A 17504-nucleotide genomic window follows, 5' to 3' on the forward strand; every position below is an offset into this window, starting at 1 on the left:
CATGAAGCGCAGGTCACGCCCTGCGCCCATGGCAACTTGAAACTCAGGCGTTTTCCAGCAGGTTGTGCAGGTCGACGAACTGCTGGGTCAGCTTGTGCCGTGGGTCGAGATGGATCAGCGGCAGGCTGGCCTGGTGGGACTCACGCATGCGCACCGAGCTGGCCAGGTACACCGGCAGCACCGGCAGGCCTTCGCCAATCAGCTCGTCGAGCATTTGTTGCGGCAGGCTGGCCCGGGCCTGGAACTGGTTGACCACGATACCCTCGACCTCGAGCTCTTCGTTGTGGTCCTCCTTCAACTCCTCGATCTCGGCCAGCAGGCCGTACAGGGCCTGGCGGGAAAAACTGTCGCAATCGAAGGGAATCAGCACACGATCGGCCGCGATCAGCGCCGATACCGCATAGAAGTTCAGGGCTGGCGGGGTATCGAGGTAGATCCGCTCGTAATCCTCGGACAACTCGTCGAGCAATTTACGCAGCTTGTTGATCTTGTGCTTGGCCTCCAGCTTGGGCTGCAGGTCCGCCAGTTCCGCCGTGGCGGTCACCACATGCAGGTTGTCGAACGGCGTCTCGTAGATGTCCACCTGGTTCTTCCTGGAGAACGGCCCGGAAGACAGGGTCTGCTTGAAGAAGTCGGCGATGCCCATGGGAATGTCCTCGCCGGTCAGGCCGGTAAGGTATTGGGTAGAGTTGGCCTGGGCATCGAGGTCCACCAGCAAGGTGCGATACCCCTCGCTGGCGCTGACCGCCGCCAGATTGCAGGCAATGCTCGACTTGCCCACGCCACCTTTCTGATTGAACACCACGCGCCGCATAGCTAGACCTCCGTGTATCAAAGATCACCGAGTGTAGTAGCCGACGCCGCCCCTTAGCTACCTCGGCAACGCAAGTTCGGCCGGCTATCCCGGGACCGGTCGGCTACTGCGCCAGCCCCGCTGCCAGGCGCCTGCACAAGGCCTTGGCAGCCGGTGGTGGCGAAGGGACTTTCGCTCCACGGCAGATTCATCTCATTTGCGACCAGCAGTCCATCCGCTATTTGCTACATGACTGTTGCACCGGGATAATGCGCGCCACTGGCGCTTACGCGTCATCCTGGCCAGGCGCCACCCCCAGCGCCGCACCACGTCAAGAAAGCCCGCAGGGGCGGGATGAAACCAAGTGATCAAGTTCAATATCGCTCAATGGCGTGCGTGGGCCCCTGGGCTCGAGGGCGTGGACGCCTGGCAGGCCTGGTGCCAGCAGCCGGCCCTGCCGGCCAGCAGCGATAGCGCTCCGGACGTTTCCTTCCTGCCCGCCATGCAGCGCCGTCGCCTCAGTCGCCTGGCCCGCATGGCCTTCAGCGTTGGCTGGCCCCTGGCCGAGGGCCTCGAGCGCCTGCCCCTGGTGTTCATTTCCCGCCATGGCGAAACCCCGCGAACCCTGGAGATCCTCAGCGACCTGGCCGCCGAGCAACCGTTGTCGCCCACCCAGTTCAGTCTCTCGGTGCACAACGCGGTGATCGGCCTGTGGTCCATCATGCGGGGCGAGACCAGCGAGATGACCGCCCTGGCTGCGGCCGGGGACGGCCTGGAGCACGGCATGCTGGAAGCTGCGGCGCTGTTGGCCGACGGCGCCCCCCACGTACTGCTGGTGATCACCGAGGAGCAGCCACCCCAGGCCTACGCCGACTGGATCGACGACGTGCCCTTTCCCTATGCCCTGGGCCTGCTGCTGACCCCCGGCGAGGAATGGCAACTGTCGCTGGAGGGCACCGGCGGCCGGCCCCAGGTTCCAACCCAATGGCCCCACGCCCTGAACCTGTTGCGTACCCTGCTTGGGCCGCAACCTTATTGCCAACATGCCTGGATGAATCGCACATGGACCTGGCAACGCAACCAGTGAAGACCAAGGGGCGCGATGCCTATTACTGGCGCCTGGTGGCCACGGCGCTGAGCTTTGCAGTGTTCGGAATAGGTGGTTTGTGCCTGCGCCTGGTGATCTTCCCGCTGCTGGCCTGCCTGCCCGGGGATGCCCCGGACCAGCGGTTGCGGGCGCGCAAGACCATCAGCCGACTGTTCTGGCTGTTCATCCGCTGGATGGCCAGGTGCGGCGTACTCACCTACGAGGTCCAGGGCGCCGGGCAACTGGGGCGCCCGGGCCAGATGATCATCGCCAACCACCCGTCGCTGATCGACGTGGTGTTCCTGATCGGCCTGGTGCGCGACGCCAACTGCGTGGTCAAGGAGAGCCTGTGGAACAACCCCTTCACCCGTGGCCCGGTGCGCGCGGCCCAGTACATCAGCAACGACGGCAGCCTGGAGATGCTCGAGAACGCCTGCGGGGCTCTGCACGAAGGCCAGACGCTGATCGTCTTTCCCGAGGGCACCCGCACCCTTCCTGGCGCAGCGCCGGCCTTTCATCGGGGAGCCGCGGCGATCGCCCTGCGCGGTGCCAAGCTCATCACTCCAGTGGTGATCCGGGTCAGCCCCAGCACGCTGACCAAGGCCGAGCCCTGGTACCGGATCCCGCAACGCCGGGTGCACTTCAGTTTTCACGTCGGTGCCGATATAGACCCACAGACCTTTGCCGCCCAGGGCCCGGCGCCCCAGGCTTCGCGCAAGCTCAATGAGCACTTGCACAACTATTTCACCAAGGAGCTCGCCAAAGATGAGCGATACGCACCCGGACCTGATGCTTGAAATCAAACTGCTGATCATCGATGCCCTGGGCCTGGAAGACATCAGCGCCCAGGACATCGGCGACCAGCAGACACTGTTCGGCGAAGGCCTAGGCCTGGACTCGGTGGACGCCCTGGAACTGGGCCTGGCGATCCAGAAGAAGTACGGCATCAAGATCGACGCCGACGCCAAGGACACCCGCAATCACTTCAGCAACGTGGCGAGCCTCGCGGCCTTCGTCAGCGCAAAACAGGCAGCTTGAGAACCGACCATGCAAACCCGTGACGATATCTTCAATACCCTGCGCGATGCCCTGGTCGAACTCTTCGAAGTGGAACCGTCGAACATCAGCCTGGACTCCAACCTGTACCAGGACCTGGAAATCGACAGCATCGATGCCGTCGACCTGATCGACCACATCAAGCGCCAGACCGGCAAGAAAATCGCCGCCGAGGAGTTCAAGTCGGTGCGTACCGTCAACGACGTGGTCGAGGCGGTCTATCGTCTGGTCCAGCCGGCCGCATGAACCGCCTGATCGGCCTGGGCTTGTTGCTGGCCGGCCTGCTTTATCCCTTCGCCGTGTACTTGGGCATGGAGCACTTCGCGCCATGGCAATTCGGCCTGTTGCTGGGCAGCCTGTGGCTGGTCCGGGCACTGACCGGTGAGCGTCGTCCCGGCAGCCTGTGGATGGCCGGTGCCGCGCTCGTCTTCTGCCTGTTGCTGGCCTGGTTCGATCGCCCGGGACTACTGCGCTGGTACCCGGTGCTGATCAGCGCCTGCATGCTGGGGGTGTTCGGCCTGAGCCTCAAGTACGGCCCGCCAGTAGCCGAGCGCCTGGCCCGCCTCAGCGAGCCGGAGCTGCCGCCACAGGCCATACGCTACACCCGCCAGGTGACTATCGCCTGGAGTCTGTTCTTCCTCTGCAATGGCCTGATCGCCGCCGCGCTGACACTCTGGGCGCCGCTGGACTGGTGGATGCTGTACAACGGCCTGATCGCCTACGGGCTGATAGGCTTGCTGTTCGCCATCGAATGGCTGTTGCGCCAACGGGTAAGAGGCCGTAGATGAACTGGATTCCCCTTGAGCAGCTCTTGCTCGAGACACAAGGGCCACGGTTGGCCGCCGCCCATCCCGATATCGACCTTGCGGCCCTGCAGGCCCGGGCCCTTGGCCTGGCCGCGACCCTCCGGGAGCTGCACGTCGAGCGCGTGGCGATCCACCTGGAAGATGCCGTGGAACTGGCGGTGGCCCTGCTCGGAGCCTGGCGTGCCGGGGCCAGCGTGCTGCTGCCCGCCGATCTGCAAGCCCAGACCCGCCAGCGCTGGGCGACGGAGGTCGACTTATGGCTGACCGACCAGGACCCGCCACTGCCGGCAACCGCGACCGGCCCCCTGGCGGCGGCCGACCTGGACCTGGACACCTGTCGCCTGAGCCTGTGCACCTCCGGTTCCAGCGGCGAACCCAAGCGCATCGACAAGCGACTGCGCCAGCTGGCCAATGAAGTACAGGCCCTGGAGCAGCTCTGGGGCCACGACCTGGGCCCGGCCTGGATCATCGGCAGCGTCGCCACCCAGCACATCTATGGCCTGCTGTTCCGGGTGCTCTGGCCGCTGTGCGCCGGTCGCCCGTTCCTGCGGCGCCAACTGGCGTTCCCCGAAGACCTGCAACGGGCCAGCCGCGAATGCCCGGCATTCGCCTGGGTGGCCAGCCCGGCACTGCTCAAGCGCATGGGCGACAACCTCGACTGGCCGGCCCTGAGCCAGGTCCGGCGAGTATTTTCTTCCGGCGGCGCCTTGCCCGCGCCCGCCGCCGCGAGCTTGCAGCAGCGCCTGGGGCAATGGCCCACGGAGATCCTCGGCAGCTCCGAGACCGGCGGGATCGCCTGGCGCCAGGGCGCGACACTGTGGCAACCCTTCGCCGATGTGCAACTGGGCCAGGATGCCGACGGTGCGCTGTTGATCGCCTCGCCCTACCTGCCGGCCGGACACGTGGAACACAGTGCCGATGCCGCGCGGATCGCCACCGACGGTCGCTTCGAACTGCTGGGGCGCCTGGACCGCATCGTCAAGCTGGAAGAAAAACGCATCTCCCTGCCCATGCTGGAGCAGGCCCTGGAAAGCCACGCCTGGGTCGCCGAGGCCCGCCTTGGGGTGATCGAGGAGAACCGTGCCTACCTGGGCGCCCTGCTGGTGCTCGACGAAGCCGGCCTGCATGTGCTGCGCAACCAGGGCCGGCGGCACCTGGTCCAGGCCCTGCGCCAGCACCTGGCCCAGCACTGCGAGGCCCTGGCCCTGCCCCGGCGCTGGCGCCTGCTGCGCCAGTTGCCGCTCACCGCCCAGGGCAAGCTGCCCCAGGCCCAGGTCCAGGCCCTGCTCCAGGCGCCGCGCCCGCGGGAGCCGGAGGTCCTGGCCCAATTGCAGCAGGACGACGAGTGGCAGCTGCAACTGGCGATCCCCCCGGACCTGGCCTATTTCAGCGGGCATTTTCCCCAGGCGCCGATCCTTCCCGGGGTGGTGCAGGTGGACTGGGCCCTGGCCCTCGGCCAGCGCCTGCTGGAACTGCCGGGCCGTTTCGCCGGGATGGAAGTGCTGAAGTTCCAGCAACTGATACGCCCCGGCGATCGCATCCAGTTGAACCTGCGCTTCGACACCCAGCGCCAGAAACTGTACTTCGCCTACCTCAATGCCGGGGCTGCCTGTTCCAGCGGCCGTATCCTGCTGGAGGACAGCTGTGGATAAGTTGTCCAGCCAGGCGCCTGTGCATAACCCTTGCGCGGTGATCCCGGTCTACAACCACGAAGGCGCCGTGCCGGCGGTGGTCGACGCCCTGCGGGAACAGGGCCTGCCCTGCATCCTGGTGGACGACGCCAGCAGCCCCGGATGCGCCAGTGTGCTGCAACGCCTGGCCGAGCGCGAGCAAGTGTTCCTGGTGCGCCTGGCGGTCAACCAGGGCAAGGGCGGCGCGGTCATGGCCGGCCTGCGGGAGGCCGCACGCCTGGGCTTCAGCCATGCCCTGCAAGTGGACGCCGACGGCCAGCACGACCTGAGCGCTGTGGATAACTTCATCCACTGTTCGCGCCAGTCGCCCCAGGCCCTGGTCTGCGGTTATCCACAGTACGACGCCAGCGTGCCCAAGGGTCGGCTCTATGCCCGCTACCTGACCCACGTCTGGGTGTGGATCAACAGCCTGTCGTTGCAGATCCCGGACTCCATGTGCGGTTTCCGGGTCTATCCCCTGGCACCGACCCTGGCCCTGGTCGATTCAGTGGCCCTGGGCCGGCGCATGGACTTCGACCCGGAAATCCTCGTGCGCCTGTCCTGGCGCAACCAGGCCATGCTCTGGCTGCCGACCCGGGTCCACTATCCCCAGGACGGCCTGTCGCACTTTCGCCTGTGGCACGACAACGCCCTGATTTCCAGGATGCACGCCAAGCTGTTCTTCGGCATGCTCGCGCGCCTGCCTCTGATTCTCTGGCGGCGGTGGCGCACATGAACCGCGAGCCCTCCTCCAACAGGCATTGGGCCGAACGCCGCGAACGCGGCAGCTTCTGGCTGATGAAACTCACCGCCTTCGGCGTACGGACCCTGGGCCGCAGGGTGCTGAGCCCGCTGCTGTACGCCATCGTCCTGTACTTTTTCCTGTTCGGCCGCAGCGCCCGCCGCAGCATCTGGCAATACCAGCTGCGCCTGGCCCGCTTCCACCAGCGCGAAGACCTGCTGCCCAGCCAGCGCCGGGTATTCGGCCAGTTCATGGCCTTCGCCGAGGCCCTGCTGGACAAGCTCGATGTGTGGAACGGCAAGCTGCGCCTGGAACAGATCGAGATCCTCGACCCGGCGGGCCTGCGCCAGCAACTGCGCGGCGAACGCGGGCAACTGCTGGTGGGCGCCCACCTGGGCAACCTGGAAGTCTGCCGGGCCCTGGCCGAACTCGGCGAGCAGGTGACCATGAACGTGCTGGTGCATACCCGGCACGCCGAACGCTTCAACCGCCTGCTGGGCGAGGCCGGGGCCAGCAACCTGAGGCTGGTCCAGGTCAGTGAGCTGGACCCGGCGATCATGCTGCAACTGAGCCAGCGCCTGGAGCGCGGCGAGTGGCTGGCGATCGCCGGCGACCGAGTGCCGCTGCATGGCGGGCGCAACGTGCAGGTGGATTTCCTCGGCCAGCCGGCGGCCTTTCCCCAGGGACCCTGGCTGCTGGCCGGGCTGCTCAAGTGCCCGGTCAACCTGTTGCTCTGCCTCAAGCAGCAGGGGCGCTACCGAGTGATCCTCGAACCTTTCGCCGAGGCCGTGCAGTGGAAGCGCAGCGACCGCCAGCAAGTGATCGCCCAATGGGCCACGCGCTATGCCGAGCGCCTGGGCCATTACTGCCTGCAAGCCCCGCAACAGTGGTTCAACTTCTACCCATTCTGGAAAACCGATGACAACCTCGACTCCTGAGCCGGTCACCTTCGGCGAACATCCCTTGCGCATCGAGGACGTGCTGGCCCTGGCCAACCGCCAGGCGCCAGCGCGCCTGCAAGCCGATGCGGCCTGGCGCCAGCGTATCGCCAAGGGCGCGCAGTTCCTCGACTCCCTGCTGGACAAGGAAGGGGTGATCTACGGCGTGACCACAGGTTACGGCGACTCCTGCGTGGTGGCGGTGCCACTGGAGCATGTCGAGGCGCTGCCCCGGCACCTGTACACCTTCCACGGCTGCGGCCTGGGCCAGTTGCTCGAACCCCAGGCGACCCGGGCGGTGCTCGCGGCGCGCTTGCAGTCGCTGTGCCACGGCATGTCCGGAGTGCGCGTGGAGTTGCTGGAACGCCTGCAAGCCTTCCTCGACCTGGACATCCTGCCGCTGATCCCCCAGGAAGGCTCGGTGGGCGCCAGTGGCGACCTGACGCCGCTGTCCTACGTGGCCGCCACCCTGTCCGGGGAGCGCCAGGTGCTGTTCCGTGGCGAACGCCGCGAGTCGGCCGACGTACACCGCGAGCTGGGTTGGCAGCCCCTGGTGCTACGGCCCAAGGAGGCCCTGGCGTTGATGAACGGCACCGCGGTAATGACTGGCCTGGCCTGCCTGGCCTTCGCCCGCGCCGACTACCTGCTGCGCCTGGCGACGCGGATCACGGCCCTGAACGTGGTGGCCCTGCAAGGCAACCCTGAGCACTTCGACGAACGCCTGTTCGCCGCCAAGCCCCATCCGGGCCAGACCCAGGTTGCCGCCTGGCTGCGCCAGGACCTGGCGATCGACGCCCCCACCGCGCCCCTGCATCGTCTCCAGGACCGCTACTCCCTGCGCTGCGCGCCCCATGTACTGGGAGTGCTGGCCGACAGCCTGGGCTGGTTGCGCTCATTCATCGAAACCGAGCTCAACAGCGCCAACGACAACCCGATCATCGACGCCGAGGCCGAGCGGGTGCTCCACGGCGGGCACTTCTATGGCGGGCACATCGCCTTCGCCATGGACAGCCTGAAGAACCTGGTGGCCAACGTCGCCGACCTGCTGGACCGGCAACTGGCACTGCTGGTGGACGTGCGCTACAACCACGGCCTGCCGAGCAACCTGTCCGGCGCGACGGCTGAACGGGCAATGCTCAACCATGGCTTCAAGGCGGTGCAGATCGGCGCCAGCGCCTGGACCGCCGAAGCCTTGAAGAACACCCTGCCGGCCAGCGTGTTCTCGCGCTCCACCGAGTGCCACAACCAGGACAAGGTGAGCATGGGCACCATTGCCGCCCGCGATGCGCTGCGCGTGCTGGAGCTCACCGAACAAGTGGCCGCCGCGACCCTGCTGGCCGCCAACCAGGGCGTCTGGCTGCGCAGCCGCGAAGCCGATGCCCGAGCCTTGCCGGCGGCCCTGGCGGCCATGCGCGCGCAGCTGGCCGAGGATTTTCCACCGGTGATCGAGGACCGCGCCCTGGAGGGCGAACTGCGCCTGTGCCTGCAACGTATCGCCGAACAACACTGGAGGTTGCATGCGTAGCCAGGGAGCGATCTACGTCGATACCCAGATCCTGGTGCCGTTCTTCGATGTCGACACCATGCACGTGGTCTGGCACGGACATTACGTCAAGTACCTGGAGGTCGCCCGCTGCGCGCTGCTCGACAGGCTTGGCCACAACTATGAGCAAATGCGCGACTCCGGCTACGCCTGGCCGGTGATCGACCTGCAACTGCGCTATGTACGTGGCGCGGTGTTCGGCCAGACCCTGAACGTGCGCGCCAGCCTGGTGGAATGGGAGAACCGCCTGAAGATCAACTACCTGATCACCGATCTGGCCACGGGTGAGCGCCTGACCCGCGCCAGCTCGGTACAAGTGGCCGTGGCAATCGCCAGCCGCGAAATGCAGCTGGCCTCGCCCAAGATCTTCACCGACGCCGTGGAGCGCCTGTTGCCATGACCCTCTGTAAACACTTGCTGCTGGCCTGCCTGCTCCTGCTGGCCGTGCCGCCCATGACCCAGGCCCAGGACTTCGACCTGCAGCGATTGAGCGAGCAGCTGTCGCGCCCCGAGGTGATCCATGGTCGTTTCATCCAGGAAAAATACCTGCGGGCCCTGCCGCAGCCACTGACCAGCAAGGGCCAGTTCGTCCTGGCCCGCCAGCATGGCCTGCTGTGGCTGTTGCAGACCCCGTTGCAACAGGACTACCGCATCACGCCCAAGGGCATCGCCCGCCGCGATGCCGAGGGCTGGCAGATGCTGCCGGGCAAGAGCGCCGGCGCCGAGCACAACCGCCTGTTCCTGGCCGTGCTGCAAGGCGACAGCAGCGGCCTGCAGCGGGACTTCGAACTGCGCCTGCAAGGCACCGCGCAAGACTGGCACCTGCAACTGCTGCCGCGTTCACTGCTGCTCCAGCAGATCTTCACCCGGATCGACATCGACGGCGGCGCCCTGGTGCAACGCATCGAGCTGCTGGAAACCCAGGGCGACCGCACGTTGTTGATCATGCAGGACAGCACCAGCAACCAACCCCTGAGCGACCTGGAACGCCATGACTTTGCCGAGTGAGCGCTGGTTGCCACGCCTCTTCCTGATCCTGCTGGCCCTGGTCCTGGCCACTGCCGCCTGGCAGTGGCGCCACGGCGCGCCCTTGTCGGCCGACCTCATGGAACTGGTGCCAGGCACGGCCCCGGACGCCCTGGAGTTGCAGGCCGAACAGCGCATGCAGGAACCGTTGAACCGCGAGATCCTGGTCCTGGTGGGCCACGCCCAACGCCAGCAGGCGCTGGACCTGGCTCGCGAGCTGGCCGTGCAGTGGCAGGCCAGCGGCCTGTTCGACAAGGTCCAATGGACCCTGCAGGCCGACCTGCCGGCCTTGCGCAAGCAACTGTTGCAGGGTCGCCTGGCGATGCTCTCGGCCAAGGATCGCCAGCAGTTGCTCGAACAGCCCCGGGCCTTCATCCAGCAACGAGTGCAGAGCCTGTTCGATCCCTTTGCCGGCTTCACCCTGGTGCCCAGCCAGGATGACTGGCTGGGGCTGACCGGGCGGATCCAGGCCAACCAGCCACAACACGCCAGCGTGCAACTGGACATCGGCAGCGGCGCGCTGCTGGCCGAGGCCGACGGCAAGCACTGGGTGCTGCTGCGGGCCCATAGCGCCGGCAATGCCTTCGACCTGCAATTGCCGTTGCAGGTGGCCGGGCTGCTGCAGCACAGCCGCGAACACGCCATTCAACAGCAAGGACAGCTACTGGCGGCCAGTGGCTTGCTGTATGCCGCCAGCGGCCAGCAACAGGCCTCCCGGGAGATCTCCTGGGTCGGCGGAGGCGCGACCCTGGGCATCCTGGCGCTGCTGCTCCTGGCCTTTCGCCGCTGGCACGCCTTGCTGGCCTTCGTCCCGGTGCTGGTGGGCATGCTGTTTGGTGCCGTGGCCTGCGTCGCCCTGTTCGGGCACATGCACGTCATGACCCTGGTGCTGGGCTCGAGCCTGATCGGCGTGGCCGTGGACTATCCGCTGCACTACCTGTCCAAGAGCTGGAGCCTCAAGCCCTGGCGCAGCTGGCCGGCCCTGCGCCTGACCCTGCCGGGCCTGAGCCTGAGCCTGGCCACCAGCTGCATCGGCTACCTGGCCCTGGCCTGGACGCCATTCCCGGCCCTGACCCAGATCGCCGTGTTCTCCGCCGCCGGCCTGCTGGGCGCCTACCTGGCGGCCGTGTGCCTGCTGCCGGCGCTGCTGCGCAAGGTCGAGCTGCGTCCGGCGCAGTGGCCGCTGCGGGTCGCCGCCAGCTTGCTGCGGCTGCGCAGCGCCCTGCTGGCACGGGTGCCGAGCCCGGTGCTACTGGGGCTGCTGGGGCTGTTTTGCGCGGCGGGCCTGTGGCAGCTCGACAGCAAGAACGATATCCGCCAGTGGGTCGGCGCACCGCCCCAGTTGCTGCAAGAGGCCCAGGCCATCGCCCGGATCACCGGCTACCAGCCCACCAGCCAGTTCTTCCTGGTGCGCGCAGCCGACCAGCAACAACTGCTGGAACGCCTCGACCTCCTGGACGAGCGCCTGCAACCCCTGGTGGGCCTGGGCAAGCTCAAGGGCTATCTGTCGCTCAACCAGTTGCTCAGCCAGCCAGCGCAGCAACGCCAGGTCCGCGCGGCCCTCGAGCGCCTGCCCGAATACTGGCAGCCACTGCTGGCGCTGGGTGTGCCCGAGCAGGCGCTGCAGGCCGAACTCAAGCAATTGCAGGAGTTGCCCCTGGCAGACATCGACAGCGCGCTGGCAGGGCCGCTGGCCGAACCCTTCCGGCCACTCTGGCTCGGGACCAATGCCCAGGGCGTGGCCGCCCTGGTCAGCTTGCAGGGCCTGAACGACGCGGCCTTGCTGCGGGTCCAGTCCGGCGACCTGCCGGGCATCCAGCTGGTGGATCGCCTGGGCGAGCTGAACCGGGTCTTCGCCGCCACCCAGGTCAGCGCCGCCGAGCTCAAGCTGGCCTCCTGCGTGCTGATCGTGCTGGTGCTGATCCTGCCCTTCGGTCTCGGCGGGGCCTTGCGCCTGGTGGCCCTGCCGCTGTTGGCGGCCCTGTGCAGCCTGGCCAGCCTCGGTTGGCTGGGGCAGCCGCTGACGCTGTTCAGCCTGTTCGGCCTGCTGCTGGTGACCGCCATCAGCGTCGACTACGCGATCCTCATGCGCGAGCGGATCGGCGGTGCGGCCGTGAGCCTGCTGGGCACCCTGCTGGCGGCGCTGACCACCTGGCTGTCGTTCGGCCTGCTGGCCATCTCCAGCACCCCGGCGGTAAGCAATTTCGGCCTGGCCGTCAGCCTCGGCCTGGCTTTCAGTTTCATCCTCGCCCCCTGGGCCGGCCATGAACCGCACCCCGCTGCGCCAGCGGAGCCAGCACCGTGAGCCGGCCGTCGGCCAGCATGGCCTACCCGAACCAGAATCCCGCCGCAGCGGCAAGGAGCCCCAATGCCAACAATTGAAATGGAATGTCGCCTGCTGGCGCAAAGCGCCAGCGTCCCTCCGGCAGCCGATGCGAGGGTTCGCCCATGACCGGCCAGGCCTCGCCCTACCTGAGCGACAGCTACGTCGAGGAAACCCGCTTCGGCTTCTGGTTCCTGCGCAGCCATACCTGGCAGCACCATGTGTTGCGAGTGGCGATCAACGATTTGCGTTCGCTGTTCGACGACGAGCCGCCGCAGGCTCCGGTACTGCTGGACGCCGGCTGCGGCCAGGGCAAGTCGTTCCAGCACTTGCGCCAGGTGTTCGCTCCCCAGCGCCTGATCGGCATCGATGCCGACCCCCACAGCCTCATGCTCAGCGCCGAGGAAGCCCGGCGCCAGCAATGGGAGGTGGAGCTGATCGGCAGCGACTGCGCGACCCTGAAGCTGGACGACGCCAGCGTCGACCTGTTGTTCTGCCACCAGACCTTCCATCACCTGGTGGAACAGGAAAAAGCCCTCGCCGAGTTCTATCGTGTGCTCAAGCCCGGCGGCTACCTGATGTTCGCCGAATCCACCCAGGCCTATATCGATACCTGGGTGATCCGCTGGCTGTTCCGCCACCCCATGCACGTGCAGAAAAGCGCCACCGAGTATTTGCAGATGATTCGCCAGCAAGGCTTCGAGTTCTCCGAGGACAATGTGTCCTATCCGTACCTGTGGTGGAGCCGCGCCAAGGACTTCGGCCTGCTGGAGCGCCTTGGCCTGCGTCAACCGCCACCGGTGGGCCAGCGCGAGGAAACCCTGGTCAACGTGGTGGCTCGCAAGCCCCTGGCGGCGCCGGGTACCGGGCAAGGTCGAGCCTCATGATCCGTGCCCTGCTGCTCGGTTGTGTCCTGCTGCTTAGCGCCTGCGCCAGCCAGGCGCCACTGCCGCAACGCGCGCCCGCGCTGGACCTGCCGCTGCAACTGCATATCCAGCGCCAAAGCCAGGGCCAGCGCCAGGATTGGCTGCTGGTGCTGCAGGCCGAAGGTCCGGGACTGCGCTGGTCGCTGATGGATCCCCTGGGCATTCCCCAGGCCCGCCAGCGCCTGGTGGATGGCCAATGGCAAGCCGATGGCCTGCTGCCGCCCAATCCCGAGGCCAGGGAGCTGTTCGCCGCCCTGCTGTTCGCCTTGACCCCGGCGGCCGAATTGCCAGCCAGCTACCCCGGCGCTCAAACCCAAGACCAGCGCCGGGCCCTTGGCCAACGCTGGCAGGTCACTTATCGACAAACACTGGATTTCACCGTGCAACTGCCCCAAGGCCCGCACTATCACGTCACGGCGCTGACCACCGAGGCCACTCCATGACCGCCTACCTCAACGCCCTCGGGCTGATCTGCGCCCTGGGCCGCAATCGCCCGGAAGTCGCCCGCAGCCTGTTTGCCGGCGACTGCTCGGGCATGCGCGCAGAAAGCGGCTGGGTACCCGAACGCACGTTGCCGGTGGCCGCGGTGCGCGGGCCCCTGGCCAGCCTGCCACCGGACCAGCAGGTCCATGGCAGCCGCAACAACCAGCTGCTGCTGGAGGCCACGCTGCAGATCGAGGACGACATCCACCGGGCCATCGAGCGCTACGGCCATGGCCGGGTCGGCGTGGTCCTGGGCACCAGCACCTCGGGGATCGACGAGGCCAGCCGCGGCATCGCCGGCTACCTGCGGGACCGGCAGTTCCCGGCGGACTACAACTATCGCCAGCAGGAGCTCGGCGCCCCGGCCAACTTCCTCGCCCAGTGGCTGCAATTGAGCGGGCCGGCCTACGTGATCTCCACCGCCTGTACCTCCAGCGCCCGGGCCCTGCTCAGCGCCCGACGCCTGCTGGACCTGGGGATCTGCGACGCGGTGCTGTGCGGTGGGGTCGACAGCCTGTGCAAGCTGACTCTCAATGGTTTCTCGGCCCTGGAGGCGGTCTCCGGCCAGCGTTGCAATCCGTTTTCGCGCAATCGCGACGGCATCAATATCGGCGAAGCCGCGGTGCTGTTCCTGATGACCCGGGAGCCCGGCACCGGCCCTTCCATCGCCCTGCTCGGCGGTGGCGCCAGTTCCGATGCCTACCATATCTCCGCGCCGGCCCCCGACGGCCGTGGCGCCCTGCAAGCCATGGAGCTGGCGTTGCGCAGCGCCCGGCTGCAAGCCCGGCAGATCGCCTACCTGAACCTGCACGGCACCGCCACCCAGCACAACGACGCCATGGAAAGCCTGGCGGTGGCCGGGCTGTTCCCCGAGGGCGTGCCCTGCTCCTCGACCAAGCCCATGAGTGGCCATACCCTGGGCGCCGCCGGAGCCCTGGAAGCAGCGTTCTGCTGGCTGGCCCTGGGTGCCGACAACCCGGGTGGAGCCTTGCCGCCCCATGTCTGGGATGGCCAGGCCGATCCAGCGCTGCCAGGGCTGCACTGGGTCACCGCCGCCGACCGCCTGGAGCCCCGTTCACCCCGCCGCCTGATGAGCAATTCCTTCGCCTTCGGCGGCAACAACGTCAGCCTGATTATCGGAGACGCCCCATGATTGACTGGCCGCTCGCCGAACTGCTGCCCCACGCCGGCGACATGATCCTCATCGACCAGGTCCTGGCCTTCGATGAAGAGCAAGTGCGCACCCGCCTCCAGGTTCGCCCCGGCGGCCTGTTCAACCGGCCCGACGGCAGCCTGCCAGCCTGGGTCGGCGTCGAGCTGATGGCCCAGAGCGTCGCCGCCTACGCCGGTTGCCGTGCCCGCCAGCAAGGCCAGCCAGCGGAGCTGGGCTTCTTGCTGGGCACTCGCAAGTTCCAATGCAATGTCGAGTGCTTCCCCGCCGGCAGCGTGCTGGAAATCCATGCGCTGCGCTCCCTGGAGGACGACAACGGCATGGGCGTGTTCGAGTGCCACCTGAGCGGCCCGGGCATCGCCGCCAGTGCACGCCTGAACGTCTATCGCCCGCCCCGGGCCGCCGACTACCTGCATGAAACCGCCGATTCTTCCAAAGGAACCCCGTCATGACTGACTCCGTACTGGTCACTGGCTCCAGCCGTGGCATCGGCCGCGCCATCGCCCTGCGCCTGGCCCAGGCCGGTTATGACCTGGTGCTGCATTACCGCACCGGTCGTACCGAAGCCGAAGCCGTCCGGGCCGAGGTCCAGGCCCTGGGCCGTACCGCCCGAATCCTGCAATTCGATGTCGCCGACCGCGCGGCCTGCAAGGCGGCCCTGGAGGCCGATGTCCAAACCCATGGTGCCTACTATGGCGTGGTGCTCAATGCCGGCCTGACCCGCGACGGCGCCTTCCCGGCCCTGGGCGAGGAAGACTGGGACCAGGTGCTGCGCACCAACCTCGACGGTTTCTACAACGTCCTGCATCCCGTGATGATGCCGATGATCCGGCGCCGCGCAGCAGGGCGAATCATCTGTATCACCTCGGTCTCGGGGCTGATCGGCAACCGTGGCCAGGTCAACTACAGTGCCTCCAAGGCCGGCCTGATCGGCGCTGCCAAGGCCCTGGCCATCGAGTTGGGCAAGCGCAAGATCACCGTCAACTGCGTGGCCCCGGGCCTGATCGACACCGCCATGCTGGATGAGGACGTGCCAGTGGAAGAACTGCTGAAGATGATTCCGGCGCAGCGCATGGGCACCCCCGAGGAGGTCGCCAGCGCGGTGAATTTCCTGATGTCCGCCGAAGCCGCCTACATCACCCGCCAGGTGCTGGCGGTCAACGGGGGCTTGTGCTGATGAAGCGCGTGGTCGTCACCGGCATGGCCGGCATCACCGCCCTGGGCAACGACTGGGACAGCCTGGTCGAGCGCTTCGCGGCCAATCTCAGCGGCATCCGGCGGATGGACGAGTGGGACAGGTTCAGCGAGCTTAACACCCGCCTGGCCGGCCCCATCGACGATTTCCAGGTGCCCGGGCACTGGACCCGCAAGCAGCTGCGCAGCATGGGCCGGGTCTCGCGGCTGGCGGTCGCGGCCGCCGAACAGGCCCTGGCCGACGCCGGGCTGCTGGGCGATCCCTCGATCAAGGATGGGCGCATGGGCGTGGCCTGCGGCTCGTCCACCGGCAGCACCGAGGAGATCAAGGCCTTCGGCAATATGCTGCTGAACTCGGTGGCCGAAGGGCTCAACGCCAACTCCTACGTGCGCATGATGCCCCACACCACCGCGGCCAATATCAGCATCTTCTTCGGCCTCACCGGGCGCCTGATCCCCACCTCCAGCGCCTGTACCAGCGGTAGCCAGGGCGTCGGTTATGCCTATGAGGCGATCAAGTTCGGCCGCCTGCCGATGATGGTCGCCGGGGGCGCCGAGGAGCTGTGCCCCACCGAAGCCATGGTGTTCGATGCGCTGTATGCCACCAGCTTGAAGAACGACGCGCCCCACAGCAGCCCGCGGCCCTACGATTGCGATCGCGACGGCCTGGTGATCGGCGAAGGCGGCGGCATGCTGGTCCTGGAAGAGCTGGAGCACGCCCTGGCCCGGGGAGCGCGGATCCACGCGGAAATCGTCGGTTTCGGCAGCAACGCCGACGGCCAGCACACCACCCGTCCCGAGCAGGCCACCATGCGCCGGGCCATGGAGCTGGCGCTGGAAGACGCGGCCCTGGCGCCCGCCGCCATCGGCTACGTCAACGGCCATGGCACCGCCACCGAACAGGGCGACATCGCCGAGACCCAGGCCACCAGCAGCCTGTTCGGCAACCGCATGCCCATCAGCTCGCAAAAGAGTTTCCTCGGCCACACCCTGGGCGCCTGCGGGGCCCTGGAGTCCTGGTTCAGCATCGAGATGCTCAAGCGCGACCTCTACGTGCACACCTGCAACCTGGACCGGGTCGACCCTCGCTGCGGCGAGCTGGACTACCTGCAAGGCGGATTGCGTGCCATGAGCCACGAATACGTGATGAACAACAACTTCGCCTTCGGCGGCGTCAACACCTCGTTGATCTTCCGCCGCTGGTCCTGACCCTTGCCCCCTCCTGGAGAAAATGGAATGTCCTCCCTGCTTCGCGCCACCTTGATCGTCCTCGCCTTGCTGGGCACCGCGGCCTGCACCAGCAAGCCGATGTACACCCCCAACCGCATCATCCCGGCCACCATCCAGACCGACCACGAGCAGGTCAAGCAAGCGATCCTGAAGAACCTGGTGGCCCGCCAGTGGACCGTGCGGCAAATCGGCCCCGAGCTGATCCAGGCGGATATCACCGTGCGCGAGCAGTTCTACGCGAAGATCGATATCCAGTACTCGGCCAACCACTACAAGATCGTCTATCGCGACAGCCGCGCCCTGGACTACCAGGACGGCAAGATCCACAAGAACTACATCCGCTGGGTACGCCTGCTGGACAAGGGCATCCTGCGAGACCTGCGCGACGGCCAGAACCAGCGCACCGCGCAGCAGTTGTCGGACTCGGCCAAGGCCTCTCCCGCAGCCCAATGACCCCTGTGGCCGCAGGCGAACGCCGGTGAGGCGACGGCTACAAGATCGATCAGCGTCTACACT

At 67.1% G+C, this 17504-nt stretch carries 20 protein-coding genes; 19 read left to right on the forward strand and 1 reads right to left on the reverse strand.

The features are described 5' to 3' along the window. Positions 1-43: 43 nt before the first annotated feature. On the reverse strand, positions 44-814 hold the full coding sequence (locus tag CAG11_RS06800; protein ID WP_022640297.1) for a ParA family protein: 771 nt from the start codon (positions 812-814) through the stop codon (positions 44-46). Positions 815-1157: 343 nt separating this feature from the next. On the opposite strand from CAG11_RS06800, the gene CAG11_RS06805 reads away from it, so the two are divergent. The 19 genes from CAG11_RS06805 (at position 1158) to CAG11_RS06895 (ending at position 17441) form a co-directional block, all read left to right on the forward strand. Then, complete coding sequence (locus CAG11_RS06805) at positions 1158-1880, forward strand: beta-ketoacyl synthase chain length factor (RefSeq protein ID WP_085595599.1); 723 nt, start codon at positions 1158-1160, stop codon at positions 1878-1880. Further along, positions 1856-2677 carry a 1-acyl-sn-glycerol-3-phosphate acyltransferase gene (locus CAG11_RS06810; protein WP_085595601.1) on the forward strand — a complete coding sequence of 274 codons (822 nt, stop codon included), beginning with the start codon at positions 1856-1858 and terminating at the stop codon, positions 2675-2677. The genes CAG11_RS06805 and CAG11_RS06810 overlap by 25 nt, the downstream gene beginning before the upstream one ends. Further along, entirely contained in the window at positions 2646-2918 is a 273-nt protein-coding gene (locus tag CAG11_RS06815; RefSeq protein ID WP_022640294.1) for a phosphopantetheine-binding protein, read from the forward strand. The genes CAG11_RS06810 and CAG11_RS06815 overlap by 32 nt, the downstream gene beginning before the upstream one ends. A 9-nt stretch (positions 2919-2927) precedes the next feature. Further along, positions 2928-3182, forward strand: a complete 255-nt coding sequence (locus CAG11_RS06820) for an acyl carrier protein (RefSeq protein WP_085595603.1) — start codon at positions 2928-2930, stop codon at positions 3180-3182. Then, positions 3179-3724: a hypothetical protein gene (locus CAG11_RS06825; RefSeq protein ID WP_085595605.1), complete on the forward strand. Its 546-nt coding sequence runs from the start codon at positions 3179-3181 to the stop codon at positions 3722-3724. Before CAG11_RS06820 ends, CAG11_RS06825 begins: the two co-directional genes overlap by 4 nt. Further along, positions 3721-5394, forward strand: coding sequence for an AMP-binding protein (locus tag CAG11_RS06830; RefSeq protein WP_085595607.1), 1674 nt, complete (start codon positions 3721-3723; stop codon positions 5392-5394). Before CAG11_RS06825 ends, CAG11_RS06830 begins: the two co-directional genes overlap by 4 nt. A gap of 19 nt (positions 5395-5413) precedes the next feature. Beyond that, positions 5414-6148 carry a glycosyltransferase family 2 protein gene (locus CAG11_RS06835; RefSeq protein WP_085595779.1) on the forward strand — a complete coding sequence of 245 codons (735 nt, stop codon included), beginning with the start codon at positions 5414-5416 and terminating at the stop codon, positions 6146-6148. Further along, positions 6145-7092 carry a glycosyl transferase gene (locus CAG11_RS06840; protein ID WP_022639938.1) on the forward strand — a complete coding sequence of 316 codons (948 nt, stop codon included), beginning with the start codon at positions 6145-6147 and terminating at the stop codon, positions 7090-7092. The genes CAG11_RS06835 and CAG11_RS06840 overlap by 4 nt, the downstream gene beginning before the upstream one ends. After that, positions 7073-8617 carry a histidine ammonia-lyase gene (gene hutH, locus CAG11_RS06845; RefSeq protein WP_022639937.1) on the forward strand — a complete coding sequence of 515 codons (1545 nt, stop codon included), beginning with the start codon at positions 7073-7075 and terminating at the stop codon, positions 8615-8617. Before CAG11_RS06840 ends, hutH begins: the two co-directional genes overlap by 20 nt. Then, a complete protein-coding gene (locus CAG11_RS06850) occupies positions 8610-9035 on the forward strand; it encodes a thioesterase family protein (RefSeq protein ID WP_022639936.1) in 426 nt (141 codons plus the stop codon). Before hutH ends, CAG11_RS06850 begins: the two co-directional genes overlap by 8 nt. Continuing rightward, positions 9032-9643, forward strand: a complete 612-nt coding sequence (locus tag CAG11_RS06855; protein ID WP_085595609.1) for an outer membrane lipoprotein carrier protein LolA — start codon at positions 9032-9034, stop codon at positions 9641-9643. The genes CAG11_RS06850 and CAG11_RS06855 overlap by 4 nt, the downstream gene beginning before the upstream one ends. Further along, a complete protein-coding gene (locus tag CAG11_RS06860; protein WP_085595612.1) occupies positions 9627-11966 on the forward strand; it encodes an MMPL family transporter in 2340 nt (779 codons plus the stop codon). The genes CAG11_RS06855 and CAG11_RS06860 overlap by 17 nt, the downstream gene beginning before the upstream one ends. 143 nt (positions 11967-12109) lie before the next feature. After that, entirely contained in the window at positions 12110-12871 is a 762-nt protein-coding gene (locus CAG11_RS06865; RefSeq protein ID WP_085595615.1) for a class I SAM-dependent methyltransferase, read from the forward strand. Beyond that, positions 12868-13353 carry a DUF3261 domain-containing protein gene (locus tag CAG11_RS06870; RefSeq protein ID WP_085595618.1) on the forward strand — a complete coding sequence of 162 codons (486 nt, stop codon included), beginning with the start codon at positions 12868-12870 and terminating at the stop codon, positions 13351-13353. The genes CAG11_RS06865 and CAG11_RS06870 overlap by 4 nt, the downstream gene beginning before the upstream one ends. Continuing rightward, positions 13350-14546 carry a beta-ketoacyl-[acyl-carrier-protein] synthase family protein gene (locus tag CAG11_RS06875; RefSeq protein WP_085595620.1) on the forward strand — a complete coding sequence of 399 codons (1197 nt, stop codon included), beginning with the start codon at positions 13350-13352 and terminating at the stop codon, positions 14544-14546. Before CAG11_RS06870 ends, CAG11_RS06875 begins: the two co-directional genes overlap by 4 nt. Then, complete coding sequence (locus tag CAG11_RS06880; RefSeq protein ID WP_085595622.1) at positions 14543-15016, forward strand: hotdog family protein; 474 nt, start codon at positions 14543-14545, stop codon at positions 15014-15016. Before CAG11_RS06875 ends, CAG11_RS06880 begins: the two co-directional genes overlap by 4 nt. Beyond that, positions 15013-15741 (forward strand): 3-oxoacyl-ACP reductase FabG, encoded by a 729-nt coding sequence (fabG, locus tag CAG11_RS06885; RefSeq protein WP_085595624.1) that lies wholly within the window; start codon positions 15013-15015, stop codon positions 15739-15741. Before CAG11_RS06880 ends, fabG begins: the two co-directional genes overlap by 4 nt. Further along, the gene (locus CAG11_RS06890) at positions 15741-16967 is read left to right on the forward strand and encodes a beta-ketoacyl-ACP synthase (RefSeq protein WP_085595626.1); all 1227 of its coding nucleotides are present in this window, start codon (positions 15741-15743) and stop codon (positions 16965-16967) included. The genes fabG and CAG11_RS06890 overlap by 1 nt, the downstream gene beginning before the upstream one ends. Positions 16968-16994: 27 nt before the next feature. Next, entirely contained in the window at positions 16995-17441 is a 447-nt protein-coding gene (locus tag CAG11_RS06895) for a hypothetical protein (protein WP_085595628.1), read from the forward strand. Positions 17442-17504 lie beyond the last annotated feature (63 nt).

It is taken from the genome of Pseudomonas sp. B6(2017), assembly GCF_002112765.1.
Taxonomy (GTDB): Bacteria; Pseudomonadota; Gammaproteobacteria; order Pseudomonadales; family Pseudomonadaceae; genus Aquipseudomonas; species Aquipseudomonas piscis.

Excerpts from the sequence above, each read along its gene's own strand:
- CAG11_RS06800 (WP_022640297.1), bottom strand. The coding sequence starts at position 814 with ATGCGGCGCGTGGTGTTCAATCAGAAAGGTGGCGTGGGCAAGTCGAGC.
- CAG11_RS06810 (WP_085595601.1), top strand. The coding sequence starts at position 1,856 with ATGGACCTGGCAACGCAACCAGTGAAGACCAAGGGGCGCGATGCCTAT.
- CAG11_RS06815 (WP_022640294.1), top strand. The coding sequence starts at position 2,646 with ATGAGCGATACGCACCCGGACCTGATGCTTGAAATCAAACTGCTGATC.
- CAG11_RS06820 (WP_085595603.1), top strand. The coding sequence starts at position 2,928 with ATGCAAACCCGTGACGATATCTTCAATACCCTGCGCGATGCCCTGGTC.
- CAG11_RS06825 (WP_085595605.1), top strand. The coding sequence starts at position 3,179 with ATGAACCGCCTGATCGGCCTGGGCTTGTTGCTGGCCGGCCTGCTTTAT.
- CAG11_RS06830 (WP_085595607.1), top strand. The coding sequence starts at position 3,721 with ATGAACTGGATTCCCCTTGAGCAGCTCTTGCTCGAGACACAAGGGCCA.
- CAG11_RS06840 (WP_022639938.1), top strand. The coding sequence starts at position 6,145 with ATGAACCGCGAGCCCTCCTCCAACAGGCATTGGGCCGAACGCCGCGAA.
- hutH (WP_022639937.1), top strand. The coding sequence starts at position 7,073 with ATGACAACCTCGACTCCTGAGCCGGTCACCTTCGGCGAACATCCCTTG.
- CAG11_RS06850 (WP_022639936.1), top strand. The coding sequence starts at position 8,610 with ATGCGTAGCCAGGGAGCGATCTACGTCGATACCCAGATCCTGGTGCCG.
- CAG11_RS06855 (WP_085595609.1), top strand. The coding sequence starts at position 9,032 with ATGACCCTCTGTAAACACTTGCTGCTGGCCTGCCTGCTCCTGCTGGCC.
- CAG11_RS06860 (WP_085595612.1), top strand. The coding sequence starts at position 9,627 with ATGACTTTGCCGAGTGAGCGCTGGTTGCCACGCCTCTTCCTGATCCTG.
- CAG11_RS06865 (WP_085595615.1), top strand. The coding sequence starts at position 12,110 with ATGACCGGCCAGGCCTCGCCCTACCTGAGCGACAGCTACGTCGAGGAA.
- CAG11_RS06870 (WP_085595618.1), top strand. The coding sequence starts at position 12,868 with ATGATCCGTGCCCTGCTGCTCGGTTGTGTCCTGCTGCTTAGCGCCTGC.
- CAG11_RS06875 (WP_085595620.1), top strand. The coding sequence starts at position 13,350 with ATGACCGCCTACCTCAACGCCCTCGGGCTGATCTGCGCCCTGGGCCGC.
- CAG11_RS06880 (WP_085595622.1), top strand. The coding sequence starts at position 14,543 with ATGATTGACTGGCCGCTCGCCGAACTGCTGCCCCACGCCGGCGACATG.
- fabG (WP_085595624.1), top strand. The coding sequence starts at position 15,013 with ATGACTGACTCCGTACTGGTCACTGGCTCCAGCCGTGGCATCGGCCGC.
- CAG11_RS06890 (WP_085595626.1), top strand. The coding sequence starts at position 15,741 with ATGAAGCGCGTGGTCGTCACCGGCATGGCCGGCATCACCGCCCTGGGC.
- CAG11_RS06895 (WP_085595628.1), top strand. The coding sequence starts at position 16,995 with ATGTCCTCCCTGCTTCGCGCCACCTTGATCGTCCTCGCCTTGCTGGGC.